Annotated in this window: 16 protein-coding genes and 1 rRNA gene (1 of these 17 only partly in view); 4 read left to right on the forward strand and 13 right to left on the reverse strand. The window is 65.2% G+C overall.

The genetic code is table 11. The features are described 5' to 3' along the window. Together ASD28_RS10650 and ASD28_RS10655 are read left to right on the forward strand one after the other, a co-directional pair. The gene (locus ASD28_RS10650) at positions 1-558 is read left to right on the forward strand and encodes a DUF1439 domain-containing protein (protein ID WP_056126970.1); all 558 of its coding nucleotides are present in this window, start codon (positions 1-3) and stop codon (positions 556-558) included. A gap of 358 nt (positions 559-916) precedes the next feature. After that, positions 917-1,093 carry a hypothetical protein gene (locus ASD28_RS10655; RefSeq protein ID WP_229412256.1) on the forward strand — a complete coding sequence of 59 codons (177 nt, stop codon included), beginning with the start codon at positions 917-919 and terminating at the stop codon, positions 1,091-1,093. A 15-nt stretch (positions 1,094-1,108) separates the two neighbouring features. On the opposite strand, the gene ASD28_RS10660 is transcribed toward ASD28_RS10655, so the two are convergent. Both ASD28_RS10660 and ASD28_RS10665 read right to left on the reverse strand, forming a co-directional pair. Beyond that, positions 1,109-1,726, reverse strand: a complete 618-nt coding sequence (locus ASD28_RS10660) for an Hpt domain-containing protein (RefSeq protein ID WP_056126928.1) — start codon at positions 1,724-1,726, stop codon at positions 1,109-1,111. 5 nt (positions 1,727-1,731) lie between these two features. After that, positions 1,732-2,682, reverse strand: coding sequence for a CAP domain-containing protein (locus tag ASD28_RS10665; protein ID WP_229412255.1), 951 nt, complete (start codon positions 2,680-2,682; stop codon positions 1,732-1,734). A 157-nt stretch (positions 2,683-2,839) separates the two neighbouring features. Here ASD28_RS10665 and pssA point away from each other — a divergent pair, with 157 nt between their 5' ends. Further along, positions 2,840-3,631: a CDP-diacylglycerol--serine O-phosphatidyltransferase gene (gene pssA / locus ASD28_RS10670; protein ID WP_056126931.1), complete on the forward strand. Its 792-nt coding sequence runs from the start codon at positions 2,840-2,842 to the stop codon at positions 3,629-3,631. A 7-nt stretch (positions 3,632-3,638) separates the two neighbouring features. Here pssA and ASD28_RS10675 read toward each other — a convergent pair whose 3' ends face one another. From ASD28_RS10675 to ASD28_RS10725, 11 genes are all read right to left on the reverse strand, one after another. Next, positions 3,639-3,947 (reverse strand): metal-sensitive transcriptional regulator, encoded by a 309-nt coding sequence (locus tag ASD28_RS10675; RefSeq protein ID WP_056126933.1) that lies wholly within the window; start codon positions 3,945-3,947, stop codon positions 3,639-3,641. A 14-nt stretch (positions 3,948-3,961) separates the two neighbouring features. Next, the gene (locus tag ASD28_RS10680) at positions 3,962-4,891 is read right to left on the reverse strand and encodes an aldo/keto reductase family oxidoreductase (RefSeq protein ID WP_056126935.1); all 930 of its coding nucleotides are present in this window, start codon (positions 4,889-4,891) and stop codon (positions 3,962-3,964) included. A gap of 138 nt (positions 4,892-5,029) precedes the next feature. After that, the gene (locus ASD28_RS10685; RefSeq protein WP_056126937.1) at positions 5,030-6,178 is read right to left on the reverse strand and encodes a D-alanyl-D-alanine carboxypeptidase family protein; all 1,149 of its coding nucleotides are present in this window, start codon (positions 6,176-6,178) and stop codon (positions 5,030-5,032) included. Between the two features lie 100 nt (positions 6,179-6,278). Continuing rightward, entirely contained in the window at positions 6,279-6,908 is a 630-nt protein-coding gene (locus ASD28_RS10690; RefSeq protein WP_056126939.1) for an alpha/beta hydrolase, read from the reverse strand. Positions 6,909-6,929: 21 nt separating this feature from the next. Continuing rightward, positions 6,930-7,256 (reverse strand): ferredoxin, encoded by a 327-nt coding sequence (locus tag ASD28_RS10695; protein ID WP_056126941.1) that lies wholly within the window; start codon positions 7,254-7,256, stop codon positions 6,930-6,932. Between the two features lie 43 nt (positions 7,257-7,299). Then, the gene (locus tag ASD28_RS10700) at positions 7,300-8,427 is read right to left on the reverse strand and encodes a VanZ family protein (protein ID WP_056126942.1); all 1,128 of its coding nucleotides are present in this window, start codon (positions 8,425-8,427) and stop codon (positions 7,300-7,302) included. Then, complete coding sequence (locus ASD28_RS10705) at positions 8,424-9,044, reverse strand: ABC-type transport auxiliary lipoprotein family protein (RefSeq protein WP_229412254.1); 621 nt, start codon at positions 9,042-9,044, stop codon at positions 8,424-8,426. Before ASD28_RS10705 ends, ASD28_RS10700 begins: the two co-directional genes overlap by 4 nt. 14 nt (positions 9,045-9,058) lie before the next feature. Beyond that, positions 9,059-10,006 carry an MlaD family protein gene (locus ASD28_RS10710; RefSeq protein ID WP_056126946.1) on the reverse strand — a complete coding sequence of 316 codons (948 nt, stop codon included), beginning with the start codon at positions 10,004-10,006 and terminating at the stop codon, positions 9,059-9,061. Between the two features lies 1 nt (position 10,007). Continuing rightward, the gene (locus tag ASD28_RS10715) at positions 10,008-10,862 is read right to left on the reverse strand and encodes an ABC transporter ATP-binding protein (RefSeq protein WP_082577554.1); all 855 of its coding nucleotides are present in this window, start codon (positions 10,860-10,862) and stop codon (positions 10,008-10,010) included. Further along, entirely contained in the window at positions 10,862-11,989 is a 1,128-nt protein-coding gene (locus ASD28_RS10720) for an ABC transporter permease (RefSeq protein WP_056126950.1), read from the reverse strand. Before ASD28_RS10720 ends, ASD28_RS10715 begins: the two co-directional genes overlap by 1 nt. Before the next feature lie 88 nt (positions 11,990-12,077). Continuing rightward, positions 12,078-13,559: a B12-binding domain-containing radical SAM protein gene (locus tag ASD28_RS10725; protein WP_056126952.1), complete on the reverse strand. Its 1,482-nt coding sequence runs from the start codon at positions 13,557-13,559 to the stop codon at positions 12,078-12,080. A gap of 624 nt (positions 13,560-14,183) precedes the next feature. Between ASD28_RS10725 and ASD28_RS10730 the strand changes: the two genes are divergently transcribed. Continuing rightward, positions 14,184-14,382, forward strand: a 16S ribosomal RNA gene (locus ASD28_RS10730); its annotated part runs 258 nt beyond the window's last position; the annotation flags it as partial.

Consider the following 14,382-nt stretch of genomic DNA (forward strand, 5'->3'; position numbering starts at 1 on the left):
ATGACGAGACGGACGTTCGGCAAGGCGGCGCTGGCGCTGGCGGGCGGCGGCCTGCTGGCGTCCTGCGCGACGGTGATCGGACCGCGCCGCGTCGAACTGTCGCAATCCCGCCTGCAGGCCGGCCTGGAGCGCCGCTTCCCGCTGCGCAACCGCATGCTCGAGCTGTTCGACGTGCAACTGACCCGGCCGCGCCTCGCGATCATACCGGAGACCGACCGCGTGGGCCTGTCCCTGGACGTGTCCGTGTCGCCGCCGTTCCTGCGCCAGTCGTGGAACGGCAGCCTGGCCATGTCCGGCCACCTGGTGCTGGACAACGTGCGCAATGCCGTCGTCCTGTCGGCGACCCACGTCGACAGCTTCGACGTCGAAGGCATGGAAGGCGACCGCGCACGCGACCTGGGCCGCGCCGCCGACCTGCTCGTGAATCAACTGATGCGCGACATGCCCGTCTACACCTTCCGCCCCGACGACCTGCGCTACGCCGGCGTGCAATTCATTCCCACCCGCCTCGAGACGGCGCCCGGCGCCCTGTTCGTCACGCTGGAACCGGCGCGCTGACGGCATCCGGCGCGCCCGTCGTAAATCTGACACGGCGGCTCGCACGATTGAACGGCCCGGCGCGCGCATTGCCAGTACTGCTATTATTTCGGGCAGTTGGATGGTCCGGCATCGGTGACGATGACGTCGGGGCACCGCGACTGTTGTTTCTTGAAAACTCGTGGGCAACAGGCGTTGCACAGGTAGCACAATCGGCGCACACTGGTTTGAAAGACCGCGTACCGCAGAAGCGGGCACAAGCGCGCTTGCGCTTTCTCATGCACACGATGTTCCACTAAAGTAATCTCAGCGTTACTGACGTGCTGCCGGTAAGGGGGAAACCTTGGAAACGATACAGGAAAGTGTTCAGGACAAGAGCGTGCCTGTCGATCCGGCCGTCGCGGCGCCCATGAGTGCGGCGCCGGTGCCCGCCCGTCTGAGCCTGCCACCCAAGGGCGCGTGCTGGTATTGCGACAAACCGCTCGACAGCGTGCGCCGTTTCTGCGGCAAGTCCTGCGCCGATTCGTTCGACGAAGAAGCGGAATACAACCGCTGAACCGCGGGCTGCGCGTCAGCCGCCCGCCCGTTCGCGCAGCAGCGCCAGGGCGCCGTCGAAGTCGAAGCCTTCGACCAGGTCCGCCACCTGGCGATAACATCCTTCCCCGAGTTGTGCGGCCAGTGTGCCGGCACCTTCGCGCACGAGGTCGACCGCATCGCCGTTGCCTTCGTCGAGCAGCGCCATCAGGCGGTCGACGATAGCGTGATCCATCTCCGCCGGCGGCTGCGCCGGCGCCGCGGGACGGCGTTCCGGCAAGGTGAGCGCCAGCGCATCCAGTTCGCGCAACACCCGTTCCAGCTCATCCTGCAGGCGCGCGAGGCTGCCGTGGACGTCGCCCGCACCCCCGTGCAACAGGCCTTCCACGATGTCGGCCTGGCGCCGCAGCGGCACCGCCTCGATCATGCCGGCAGCCCCTTTCAGCGTGTGGACGAGGCGTAGCGCGAGCGCGGTATCGCCCTGGTCGTGCGCGGTGCGGATGCCGGCCGCGGCCTGGCGGTACTCGTTGCGAAAGCGCGCGAGGACGCGCCCGAACAGGGCCCCGTCGCCCATCAGGCGCGCGATGCCGCCCGCGTGGTTCACGGCGGGGGCATCGTGTGCGTCTGGCGGAAAACGGCGGTCGGGACTATCCATGCGTGTTATTTCGTTGTGAATGACCAGTTGCGGCTGATCGGGACGCCGTCGATGGCACCCGAGAAGCTGACATCATACGTGGTCGCGGACGCCAGCTGGGCCAGAGGCACGATCGCCGCCGCCGACTTCGTGGTTGTATTCGAATCCTTGCCCAAGGCCAGCAGGCGCGTCTCCAGATCGCTACTGGTCCCGTGTGCGCGCATCGTGAAACTCTGGACCGTCAGCGTGCGATCGAGGTTCGTGTGCACGCTGACCGGGTAGCCGACGACGCTGCGGTCGGGGACCGGATCCGGTTCCTCGTAATCGCTGTTGAAGTTGGGTGTCACCTGGGTCTGCCCATTGAACGGCCACGTCACGATCGTGCCCGCGGCGATGCCGGTGCCGTAGCCGTTGTTGGCCACGAAGTCGGCGGTGAAGTAACTGTAATTGGCGGACGTCGTCGCCGCGCCCGCGCCGATTTCCTTGAACACGGGCTCGAAGATCACGAAGCGGTGGTAGATCGCCGTGATCAATTCCTCGGCCATGTAGAAGCCGGAACCGTTCGAGGTGGCCGAAATGACTTCGCCGATCGCATTCGGCGACCCGAACACGTAGCCGGCATTCTGCAGGCGGTCCTGCAGGCGCGCGCCCGTGTAGCCGGTCTTGCCGGCCGTCTGGTCATGCGTCACCACGTTGTTGATGCGCTGGTAATCGGAATGACCCTGGGCCGCGGTGTCGATGACGGCGTTGCGTGCCAGCGCCGGCATGCCGATCTGGCTGCGGCGGTAGTTGATCCAGTTCAGGCCGTCGGTGGCGATGTTGTTCGTCGCCGTGGGCGCCGAGGCGTCCTGTCCCGAGAATCCGGTGGAGGGAGTCGCGTTCGGGGCGCCGGCACTGCTCCCGCCGCCGCCCCCGCCGCAGGCGACGAGCGCCCACGCCGCGGCGCAGGCGAGGGCGATCTGCCTTACGCGAAGCATACTGTTCATCATATATCGCTCCCAGCGTCGGTCCTGATGGGGTAAAGGAGCCTCCATTCTAGGCGAAATCGGGGCCCGGTGACGATCGTAAGGACAATCGCGGCCCCGGCATAAGCCCATGTAAAATAAGCCATTCTTCCGCTTTTAACGAATTCCAGTGAATCCGACCCGCCAGCAGCGCCTCGCGCGCGCCAAGTTTGCCCTGCCCAGTTTCGTGACCCTGCTGTCGATCGCCTGCGGATTCGGCAGCATCGTGATCTCGGTCGACAACGCCCCCGTGGGCGATCCGTCCGACTATCGCCTGGCCGCGATCCTGCTGGTGCTGGCGGGCGTGTTCGACGCGCTCGACGGCTTCGTCGCCCGCGCCACCAACACCCAGTCCGCGTTCGGCGTGCAGCTGGACTCCATCGCCGACGTGATGAATTTCGGTTGCGCGCCCGGCCTGCTGCTGTACTGCTACGGCTTCGCCCAGATGGGCGCCGCGCACCCGACCCTCGTGCGCATGGGCGGCCTGGCGTGCTTCGTGTTCGTGGCCTGCGGTGCGCTGCGGCTGGCGCGCTTCAACGTGATGGTCGGGAAGACGGACCCGCGCTACTTCGTCGGCATGCCGATCACCGCGGGCGCGGCCTGCGTGGCCTCGGTGGTGGTCGCATGGCCGGACCCGGTGGCCGACATGGCCGGCGCCTTCCTCGTCATGCTGCTGATGGTGGCCGTCGGCACCCTGATGGTGTCGACGATCCGCTTCCCCAGCTCCAAGCAGCCGAAATCGAAGGCGGCCCTGGTCGCGCTGGTCGTCTGCATCGCGCTGCTGGCGCTGTTGCGCACGCGCTTCTTTGCGCTGTTCTTCGTGTTTTATATCAGCGCGACGCTGCTGCTGAACATCGCGTGGATGGGCGGGTGGACCAGGATCGCGCCGCCGAAGGTGTACGAGGACAACGTAGAGGACTGAGGGCGGATTAAGCGAATTTGTCGAACATGGCGGCCAGGTGCGCCGCCGCCGCTTTCGCTTCCTCGACGTCGCCCGCGTTGCCCGTATGGGTGACGATGCTGGCGGTGAGGAGCTGCACGAACGACCGGTCCAGCGCCTTGCGCGCGGCGGCCATCTGCTGGGCCACGGCGTCGCAGTCGGACGGCGCGTCGGCCAGCGCGATCAGCTTCTGCACGCCGCGCAACTGGCCTTCCACGCGCGCGAGACGGTTCAGCAGGTCCTTCTTCTGCTGCGCCGTCAGCGCGCGGCCTTCCACGATCTTGAGGGGTTCGCCCATGGCGGCGTAGGCTCCTACGCGACCTCGTGCCCGCGCGCGGCGCGCAGGATCGTGAACCAGTCGGCGCGCGACAGCTGGAACGTGGTGCCGGCCACGGCGACGGAAATCGCCTCGATGCGGCCGCTGCCCGTCAGCGGGATCGGGCGCGACGGCAGTTGCATGATCCACGCGAACACGACGCTTGCGAACGGCTGGTGCAGGCGGTCGGCGATCTCCTTGATCACGAGGCGCAGGTTTTCCGCGTTCGCGTCGTTCGACGTGAACAGGCGGCCGCCGGCCAGCGGCGACCAGATCATCGGCGCCACGCCTTTATCCTGCAGGCCGTCGAAGGTCTCGTCGAACATCGGCGCCACGTGCAGCGGCGAGAATTCGACCTGGTTCGTCGACAGTTCGATGCGGCGGTTCAGCGCCTCGAACTGGTGGCGGCTGAAGTTGGAGACGCCGAAGTGCAGCACCTTGCCGTCCTGCTTCAGGCGCGAGAATGCGCCGGCGATCTCGTCGAAGTCCATCAGCGGGTCGGGGCGGTGGATCAGCAGCAGGTCCAGGCGGTCCGTGTGCAGCTGGCGCAGCGATTCCTCGGCCGATGCGACGATGTGCGCGGCGCTCGTGTCGTAGTGCTGGATGGTGTGCTGCGGGCGTTTATTGGACAGCAGCTTGATGCCGCATTTGCTGATCAGCTGCATGCGGTCGCGCAGCGACGGCTGGGCGCGCAGCGCTTCGCCGAACAAGCCTTCGACGCCGTAGTTACCGTAGATATCTGCATGGTCGAACGACGTGACGCCCAGCGCGATGCACTGCTCGATGAAGGCGATGCGCTGCTCCACCGTCATGTCCCAGTCGGCCATGCGCCACATGCCGGCGACGATGCGGGACAGTGCGAGATCACCGTTCTTGCGGGGGGCGATGCGCGGGCAGGACAGGTCGCGGGGGAGGGCTGGGTTCATTGCGTTTTTTCCAGGTTGACGGATCGCGTCATTATAAAACGTCGTTCCCGCGGAAGCGGGAACCCATGCCGAGGTGATCGAGGACGCTCAGTATGGGTTCCCGCCTGCGCGGGAACGACGGTGTTGACAGGCAGGTGATTACTTCATCCACAGACGCATCGAGTCCCACGCCCGGCCAAAGATCGACGCTTCCTGCACCTCTTCCAGCGCCACCACCGGCAGCGCCAGCAGCGGCTTGCCGTCGACGTTCATCTTCAGCGTGCCGACGCGGCTGTTCAGGGCCAGTGGCGCGACCAGCGGGTCCTTGCGTTCCAGGACCGGCTTCATCTTCTGGGCCACGCCCTTCGGCACGGTCACCCATACGTCGTTCGGGAAGCCGATCTTGACGTTCGACTTGGAGCCCTTCCAGATTTCCGGGGTCAGGATGGCCTGGCCTTTCGAATACAGCTTGACGGTGTCGAAGTTCTGGAAGCCCCAGTTCAAGAGCTTCTGGCTTTCCGCCGTGCGGTTGCCGTCCGACGTGGCGCCGGACAGCACCGAGATCAGGCGGCGCTCGCCGGCCGGGCCGTTCGGGCGGTGGGCCGACGCGATCATCGAGAAGCCCGACGCTTCCGTGTGGCCCGTCTTCATGCCGTCCACGGTCGGGTCCAGCCACAGCAGGCGGTTGCGGTTCTGCTGCTTGATGCGGTTGTACGTGAATTCCTTGACCGAGTCGATCTTGTAGAACTCGGGGAAATCCTTGATGACGCGCGCAGCCAGGATCGACAGGTCGCGCGCGGTGGAGTAGTTGTCCGGCGACGGCAGGCCGTGCGGGTTGGCGAAGCGGGTGTTCTTCATGCCCATGCGCTCGGCGTCGCGGTTCATCAGGGTGACGAACGTCGCTTCGTCGCCGGCGACGGCTTCGGCCAGCGCCACGGCCGCGTCATTGCCCGACTGGACCATCAGGCCGTACAGCAGGTCGCTGATCTTCACCGGGGTGGCGGGGTCGATGAACATCTTCGAGCTGCTGCCGTCGACTTTCCATGCGCGGACCGACACGTTGACCATCTGGTCCAGCGTGACTTTCTTGTCGCGCACGGCTTCGAACACGACGTAGGCCGTCATGACCTTGGTGAGCGACGCCGGCTCGATCCGGGTATCCGGATCCTGGGAGGCGATGATCTGGCCGCTGGTGGCGTCCAGCAGCAGCCACGAACGGGCGGCGATTTGCGGGGCCGGCACCTGCTGCGCTTGGGCGGCCGACATCAAAAGGGCACTGGCGGCGAGGGCCGCGATTAACTTTTTCATGGAAGGCAATTCAGAGGATAACGTGGATTGTGATGCGATAGACAATGCTCGAAAGCATTGCCTTGAAAGAAGATCGCATCATTATAGGCCAGCGTTCGCCTCAAATGTCACGTCGCCACAATTGCGCGACAAGATTTTTAATGTGGACGAGCTTGCGGTGGAAGAAGTGGTCGGCGCCGGGGATCACGGTCACGGGGATGTCGAGCGGGCGCGCCCAGTCGAACACGTGCGCGAGCGGTATCGTATCGTCAAGTTCGCCGTGGATCAGGATCGTGTCGGCCGGGACTTCCGGCATCGGCCACTTTCCCGCGGCCGTACCGACTAGCGCCAGCCGCTCGGCCGGGCGGCCCTGCTGGATCAGGCGCTGTTGCAGTTGTGCCTGCACGAACGTGCCGAACGAGAAGCCGGACAGCGCGTACGGCAGGCCCGGATACTGTTCGATCATGTGGTCGAGCATGATTTCCATGTCGTCCACTTCGCCGCGGCCTTCGTCGTGCACGCCTTCCGACTCGCCCACGCCGCGGAAATTGAAGCGGGCCGTCACGTAGCCGAGGCCGACGAACGCGCGGGCCAATGTCTGCGCCACTTTATTGTCCATCGTGCCGCCGTACAGCGGGTGCGGGTGCGCCACGAGGGCGATGCCGCCGGGCGTGCCTTCCGGTTCGTCCAGCACACACTCCATCTTGCCTGCGGGGCCGGTCAGGTAAAACTTCTGGGAATTCTTGTTCATTGCTTGTTCATCAGTACTTCGTCAGATCTTCAGGCGTTCGACGACCTCGCCCTTGACGAGGTGGCGGTCGATGATTTCATCGATGTCGGAGTTGTCCACGTAGGTGTACCAGGTGCCCTGCGGGTAGATGACCACGACGGGGCCTTCCTCGCAGCGGTCCAGGCACCCGGCCTTGTTGATGCGCACCTGGCCCGGGCCGTTCAGGCCCAGTTCCTTGACGCGCTTCTTGGCGTGTTGCTGCGCCGCTTCGGCGCCGCTCCTACCGCAGCTGGGGCGGCAGTCCTTGCCTTCGCGTTCGTTCAGGCAGAAGAACACGTGGTGTTTATAAAAGGGTTTGTCGTCGTTCATGTCGGTTCCGGATGGCGTGTATCTTTCATATGATACGCCGTTATCAAGAGCGATTCAGCCGGTGCGACGGCAGCAGCAGGAACCACAGCGCGATGATGGGCCAGGCCATGTCGAGGAACTGGGCCGCCCCGTTGAAATTCAGGAATTTACCCTGCTGCCAGGCCTGCAGGGTGGAGACGAAATACGGGTTGGCAGGAATCGTATTGACGACGATGAGCGACAGCACGAGCGTCACGACGGCCAGCCGGCGCTGCGCGACCTGGGGTGCGAACGCGAGGCCGGCCAGCATGATCAGCCCGATCAGGAAGCCGCCTTCGGCGCCCGGCGTGACCCACACGAACGCATTGTCGGGCGCGAAGAACAGGGAACTGGCGAGCGTCTTGACGACGATGCCGACGCCGATCAGCGCCAGCATCAGCGACAGCCGGGGCGCGCCGCGGCGCGTGAGGCACAGCAGCGTGAGGGCGGCGCCCGTCATGCCGCATGCGGTGATGATGGTCTCGGACAGCCAGTACTGCTCCACGCTCATCGGCACGTCGCCGCGCAGCATGGTCACGAGGTCGATGTCCGTGTCGAGCCAGTCGGACAGCCATTCCGACAGCAGCGGCAGGATCTGGCCGTTGCCGAACAGGTAGTTCTGCGGATAGACCTGGGCCAGGGGCCACAGCGCGACGAGCACCAGGCCCTGGCTCGCATGCGCCGCGAACCAGCGCTGCCGCAGCAGATATAAACGGCTGCGGTCGAGCAGCATCGGGGCGAACCATGCGCCGAGCACCGCCCCGGCCAGGCAGCCGCCCGCATTGGTCAGCAGGTCGAGACTCGACGGCACGCGGCTGGGCAGGTAGTTCTGCACGACCTCCATCGTGCCCGAGACGAGCAGGCCGACGACGGCCGCGATGGCGACAGCCCACAGGCCGCGCACGCGTGGATGCAACGCGAGCACGATCAGGATCCCGAACGGCATGTAGCCGACGATGTTGACCATGACGTCGAAACCGGTCCACCAGCGCGGCATCTGCAGGACGAGGAAGGCGAACGGCGACAGCCCGCTGCTGCGCCAGCCGGAAAACGGGAACCAGCTGGCGTAGACGATCAGCAGCAGATAGGCCAGCAGCGCCGCGCGCGCCACCGGCGAGGCGCGTGGGCCGGCCGCGTCTTCCGTCTCGGTCATCGTCGGTTGAGATTCAAGGTGCCCAGCCACGCCACGATGTCGGCCGCGACGGCGTCGGTGCTGGCCGCGAGGGCGCGCGCGCCGCCGGCCGCGTCGGCGCTGGGCGCGGCGACGGCCTGGCGGAAGCTGCGCTGGTCGACGAGCGTATGGCCCTGGAACACGGAGGCGCGCACGGCGACGACGCCGGTGCTCTGGCTCACGCCGCCGAAGTCGTGGATGAATTCATCGACATCGATGCGCAGCAGCGGGATACCGCTGGCCGCATCCGTCTCCGACAGCACGCGCGCACCCGCCTGCGCGAGCCGCGTCTTGAAGCGCTGCGTCAGCAGCTGCAGCGGATTCGCCGTCCAGCGGCTGTTCGCATAGGTGCGGGCCTGCAGCGGGTCGGCATAGCTCAGGCGGTAGAACATGCGCTCGCTGTCCAGGGCGCTCGAACCGGTGACGTCGGTGACGACCACCGCGCCGAGTGGGCCGGGCGCCAGCCCGGCCGGTGCCTGCGTTTGCGCGGCCGTGGCCGGGCCGAAGTCGAACTGCGTGGTGGGCTGGCCCTTCTGCGAGGCGCAGGCGGACAGGGTCAGGGCCAGGGCGGCAGCGAGAATGATGCGGGTCGGATGCATGGTCGCTGGGTTCCTCATTTGGTCGGGGGGGCGAAGCCGGGTTCGCCCGGGCCGGGTTCGGCGGCCGGTGCGCCGAACAGGATGCTTTGCGGGCGGTCGCCCAGGTTCGTCACGGTGCGGCGCACGGCGCGCAGCGACGTCTTCGCCTCGTCGGCCATGTCGACGACGTGCGGCAGCGTTTGCAGCTCGAGGTCGGACGTCACGCCGCCCAGCGAATCGATGGCCGCGCCGGCGCGCTCGATCGGGCCGCCCGGGGCCTGCAGGCTCGTCGCGAGGCGGTCGTAGTTGTGCGCGGCGGCGGTGACGCTGGTGGAAAGCTCCTGTACGGAGCCCATCGTGCGGTCGAGCTTATCGGTCAGTGCGGGCAGGCGCGCCAGGGTCGGCTGCAGCTGGCCCGGGATCTCGGCATATGCGGCGGCGGCCTTGTTGATGCTGTCGAAGGCGCCCGTGAGCTTGTCCTGGTTTTCCTTGCTCAGCACGTTATTCAGGCTGTCCGTGATGCGCTCCGTCTTTTCCAGGATCGCGAGGCCGCGCTTTTCCAGCTGGTCGAGCAGGCCGGGACGCAGCGGGATGCGCGCCACGTGGCCCTTGTCGCTCTGCAGCAGCGGGGAGCCGGTGCGGTCGTCGTCGAGCTGGATGAAGGCGATGCCCGTCACGCCCTGGTAGCCGAGCGAGGCGAACGTCGTCTGCGTGACGGGCGCGCCTTCCTCGATCGAGAGCTTGATGAGGATCTGGCCCGTCACGCGCGGGTCGAACACGATGTCGTCCACGCGCCCGACTTCCAGGCCGCGGTAGCGCACCGCGGCCTGCGGGTTCAGGCCGGGGATGGTCTGCGTGGTGACGATCTCGTACGGATGCATCGTGGTGCGGTCGCGGTTCAGCCACAGGCCGATCAGGATGGCCGCGACGAGCAGCGCGACCGTGAAGAAGCCCGTCATGAGGGCATACGATCTGTTTTCCATGTCAGTCTTCCGACTCCTTTCTTGCGATGCGCTCTTCCAGCACTTCCAGCGCCCGCTGGCCGCGCGGCCCCAGGAAAAAGTGTTTGATGAAGGGGTGCTGCACGCGCAGCACGTCGCACGACGGTCCCACCGCAATCACGTGCTTCTCCGCCAGCACGGCGATGCGCGAGGACAGGGCGAACAGCGTGTCCAGGTCGTGCGTGACCATCACGACGGTGAGTTTCAGCTCGCTGTGCAGCGTCTGGATCAGCGCCACGAACGAATCGGACAGGTCGGGGTCGAGGCCCGCCGTCGGCTCGTCGAGGAACAGCAACTGCGGCTCGAGCGCGAGCGCGCGAGCGAGGGCCGCGCGCTTGATCATCCCGCCCGACAGGTCGGACGGCATCTTGTTCGCGTCGCCCGGGCCGAGTCCTACCATGTCCATCTTGAGCAGCACGGCGGCGCGCACGACCTCCTCGGGCAGGGCGCGCAGCTCGCGCAGCGGCAGGGCGATGTTGTCGAATACCGTGAGCGCGGAATACAGCGCGCCCTGCTGGAACAGCATGCCCCAGTGGTTGCGCATGCGCTGCAGCTGTTCCGGGCTGGCGCTGCTGACATCCTCGCCGAACACCCGCACGCAGCCGCTGGACGGCCGCTCCAGGCCCAGCATCTGGCGCAGCAGCACGGTCTTGCCGGTCCCGGATCCTCCCACGATGGACAGGATTTCGCCCGCATAGATGTCGAGGTTCAGATCCTGGTGGACGACGGTGCGGCCGAAGCGCGTCCACAGGTTGCGGATCTGGACGACCGGCGGCCCGACGTCTTCCTCGGGCTCGCGGTTCAATTGCTGTGGCGGACGTTGAGCAGGATTCGCCATCAGAAGCCCACCCCGGAGAAGATGATCGCGAACACGGCGTCGGCCAGGATCACGACGGTGATCGCCGTGACGACCGACGTCGTCGTGCCGCGGCCCAGGCTTTCCGTGTTCGGCTTGATGCGCAGGCCGAAGTGGCAGGACACGAGCGCGATCAGCATGCCGAACGCGACGCCCTTCGCGAGGCCGATGGTGTAGTTCACGATCGGCACGGCGGACGGCAGCTTCTGGATGAAGTAGCGCATCGTCAGGTTCAGTTCGATCTTCGCGGAGACCATGCCGCCGATCAGGGCCATCGCATCCGTCCACACGACGAGCAGCGGCATCGCCAGCGCGAGCGCGACCACCTTGGGCATGATGAGACGGTAGCCGTGCGAGATGCCCATCACCAGCATCGCGTCGAGTTCCTCCGTCACGCGCATCACGCCCAGTTGCGCCGTGATCGACGACCCGGAGCGGCCCGCGACGAGGATCGCCGCCAGCAGCGGCCCCAGTTCGCGGATGATGCTCATGCCGAGGATGTTGACGAGGTAGATGTCGCCGCCGAACATGCGCAGCTGCTGCGCCGACAGGTAAGACAGCACGACCCCGATCAGGAAGCCCACGAGCGCCGTGATGCCGAGCGCCTGGAAGCCGGAGTGATAGATGTTGGCCGAGACTTCGCGCCACGGCCCGGACAGCGGGTGGCGGATGAAGCGGCCGATGTCCTGCACCACCTGGCCGATCAGGGTGATCGCGCCGCGCAGGTGTTCGAAGAAGCTCAGGACGCCGCCGCCCAGCGTGATCACCCATTGCAGATGGCTTTTGCGCGTGCGCGGCAGCTCGATCCGGCCGGATTTCTCGATGCGGTCGAAGAGTTCTTCCTGCTTCGGGTCGAGCTTCAGCTGCTCGGGGCGGCGCTTGCCCCAGGAACTCCAGAGTAACTGGGCGCCGATGTGATCGAGGCTGGCGACTTCGGACAAGTCCCAGGCGACCTGCTTGCCGGCCAGGGATTTCAATGTCTTTTCGATGTCCTTGAAGCCGCTTCGGGAGAACGCGTGGACCTGCCATACGCCGCGCGCCACCACGGATTGCCCCGCGCCGGCCTCTGGATGCTCGATGGTTAATGTTGGCGCATTTTCAATCCGCATTGCGGCAGTGTAAAAGAGATTCGCGACTGCCGCCACCAGCGCTACGTTACCGTGATCTTACAGCGTTCGGTGGCGCACATAGTCGTCTTTACGCCGCGAGGTGGCGGACCTGGCGCTCGGGCGCGGCGTGCGTCGCCTTGTCGGCCGGCTTGTGGGCGCTGCCGGCGTAATCGCTCGCGATGAGGGCGGCGGCGTCGGCGGCCGGCATGCCCTGGCGCTGCAGCCAGGCCTGCACCAGCTTGGCCAGGCGGTCGAGCGCGATGCGGTGGGTGGCGTCGAGCTGCGTGTAGATCCAGTCCGAGAACGCCATGAAGTTGGCGAACGGGCTGTCGCCCAGCAGCACCTTGACCGTGTGGGCGAAGCGGCCGGAGTTCGCGACCAGGTCCCAGTAGCGGGCAAAGCGCACGAGCCGCTGCATGGTGGCGAAGTCGATGCGGTCGGTCGCCAGCACGGTGTAGGGCGGATACGGCTCGTACACCATCTTGTACGGCGCCGTGTGGCGGATGATCGGCGTGCCGCGCAGGCGCTTGAGGATGCCGAACTGGATCTCGTGCGGGCCGAGGGCGACCAGTTGGTCGAAGCCGCGCGCGAACGATTCGACGTCTTCGCCCGGCAGGCCGGCGATCAGGTCCACGTGCAGGTGCGCGTGCGACTGCGTGGTGAGCCAGCGGATGTTGTCCGCGGCCTTGGCATTGTCCTGGCGTCGACTGACCAGGGTCTGCACCTCCGGGTTGAAGCTCTGGATGCCGATCTCGAACTGCAGCGCGCCGGGCGGGAATTGGGCGATCGTCGCCTTCAGCGCTTCCGGCAGGTGGTCCGGGACCAGTTCGAAGTGGGCATACACGGGATCATCGGGATTCGCCGCGATTTTGTCGAGGAAGAACTGCATGATGCGCTGGCTCGTCTTGACGTTCAGGTTGAACGTCCGGTCGACGAATTTGAATAATCGTGCGCCGCGCTGGTACAGGGTCTCCATCTCCACGAGGAAGGTGTCGATGCCGATCGGCCAGGCCGTCTTGTCCAGCGACGACAGGCAGAACTCGCATTTGAACGGGCAGCCGCGCGACGCTTCCACGTAGAGGGTGCGGTGGGCGATGTCCTCGTCCGTGTACAAAGTGTAGGGCAGGGTGATGTCGGCCATCGGCGGCTGCATGCCCGCATGCACCTTCATGATCGGCTTGGGACCATCGAGGATCTCGCCGCACAGCTTGGGGAACGTGATGTCGCCCCAGCCGGTGACGACGTAGTCGGCCAGGCGCGCGATCTCCTGCTCGTTCGTCTCGTACGAGACTTCCGGCCCGCCCAGCACGACCGTCACCTCGGGCGCGACGCGCTTGAGCATCGCGACGACCTTCGTCGTTTCCTCCACGTTCCATATATAGATGCCGAAGCCGACGATGCGCGGCTTCTTCGCCAGCAGGCGTTCGACGACCTCCACGGTCTTCGCGCCGATGACGAATTCCATCAGGCTCGTCTGTTCCTGGAGCTCGCCCATGTTGGCCAGCAGGTAGCGCAGCCCCAGCGAAGCGTGGGCATAGCGGGCATTGAGGGTGGAGAGCAGGATGGTCATGGCGGTGCGGGGAGGACGGCAAAGGGTGCATTGTAGCGGGACTTGCGGTCCGTATGCGACGCTGGTATGATTCGGTCCCTCGTCGCAAACGACAGGCCTTCAAACGGTTCTGAACGCTTCGATGGGAATAAAAAGAAGTTGACGAACATCGTGAAACACTGCATAATCTCGCTTCTCTGCTGCTGACGAACAAAACGATTCGCAAATGCAGCAAGGCAGTACCGAATACGAAGCTCTTTAACAATAAACAGTCGATAAGTGTGGGCGTTTGATGAAGTGCCAGCATCTCTGCTGCTGACGAACAAAACGATTCGCAAAYGCAGCAAGGCAGTACCGAATACAGTTCTTTAACAATAAACAGTCGATAAGTGTGGGCGTTTGATGAAGTGCCAGCAGYCGCGTAAGTGGCTGCTGAATGCTTAAATTATCAAATGTTCACGCAAAAGAAATACGTTGCTCAGCAATGAGTGACGGTCAGTATTTTGAGTGAGCGACATGCTGCGAAAGCAGCAAAAACAGAGATTAAACTGAAGAGTTTGATCCTGGCTCAGATTGAACGCTGGCGGCATGCTTTACACATGCAAGTCGAACGGCAGCGCGGGGCAACCTGGNAAAACAGAGATTAAACTGAAGAGTTTGATCCTGGCTCAGATTGAACGCTGGCGGCATGCTTTACACATGCAAGTCGAACGGCAGCGCGGGGCAACCTGGCGGCGAGTGGCGAACGGGTGAGTAATATATCGGAACGTACCCAAGAGTGGGGGATAACGTAGCGAAAGTTACGCTAATACCGCATACGATCTAAGGATGAAAGTGGGGGATC

The organism is Massilia sp. Root133, from assembly GCF_001426525.1.
GTDB lineage: Bacteria > Pseudomonadota > Gammaproteobacteria > Burkholderiales > Burkholderiaceae_D > Telluria > Telluria orientalis.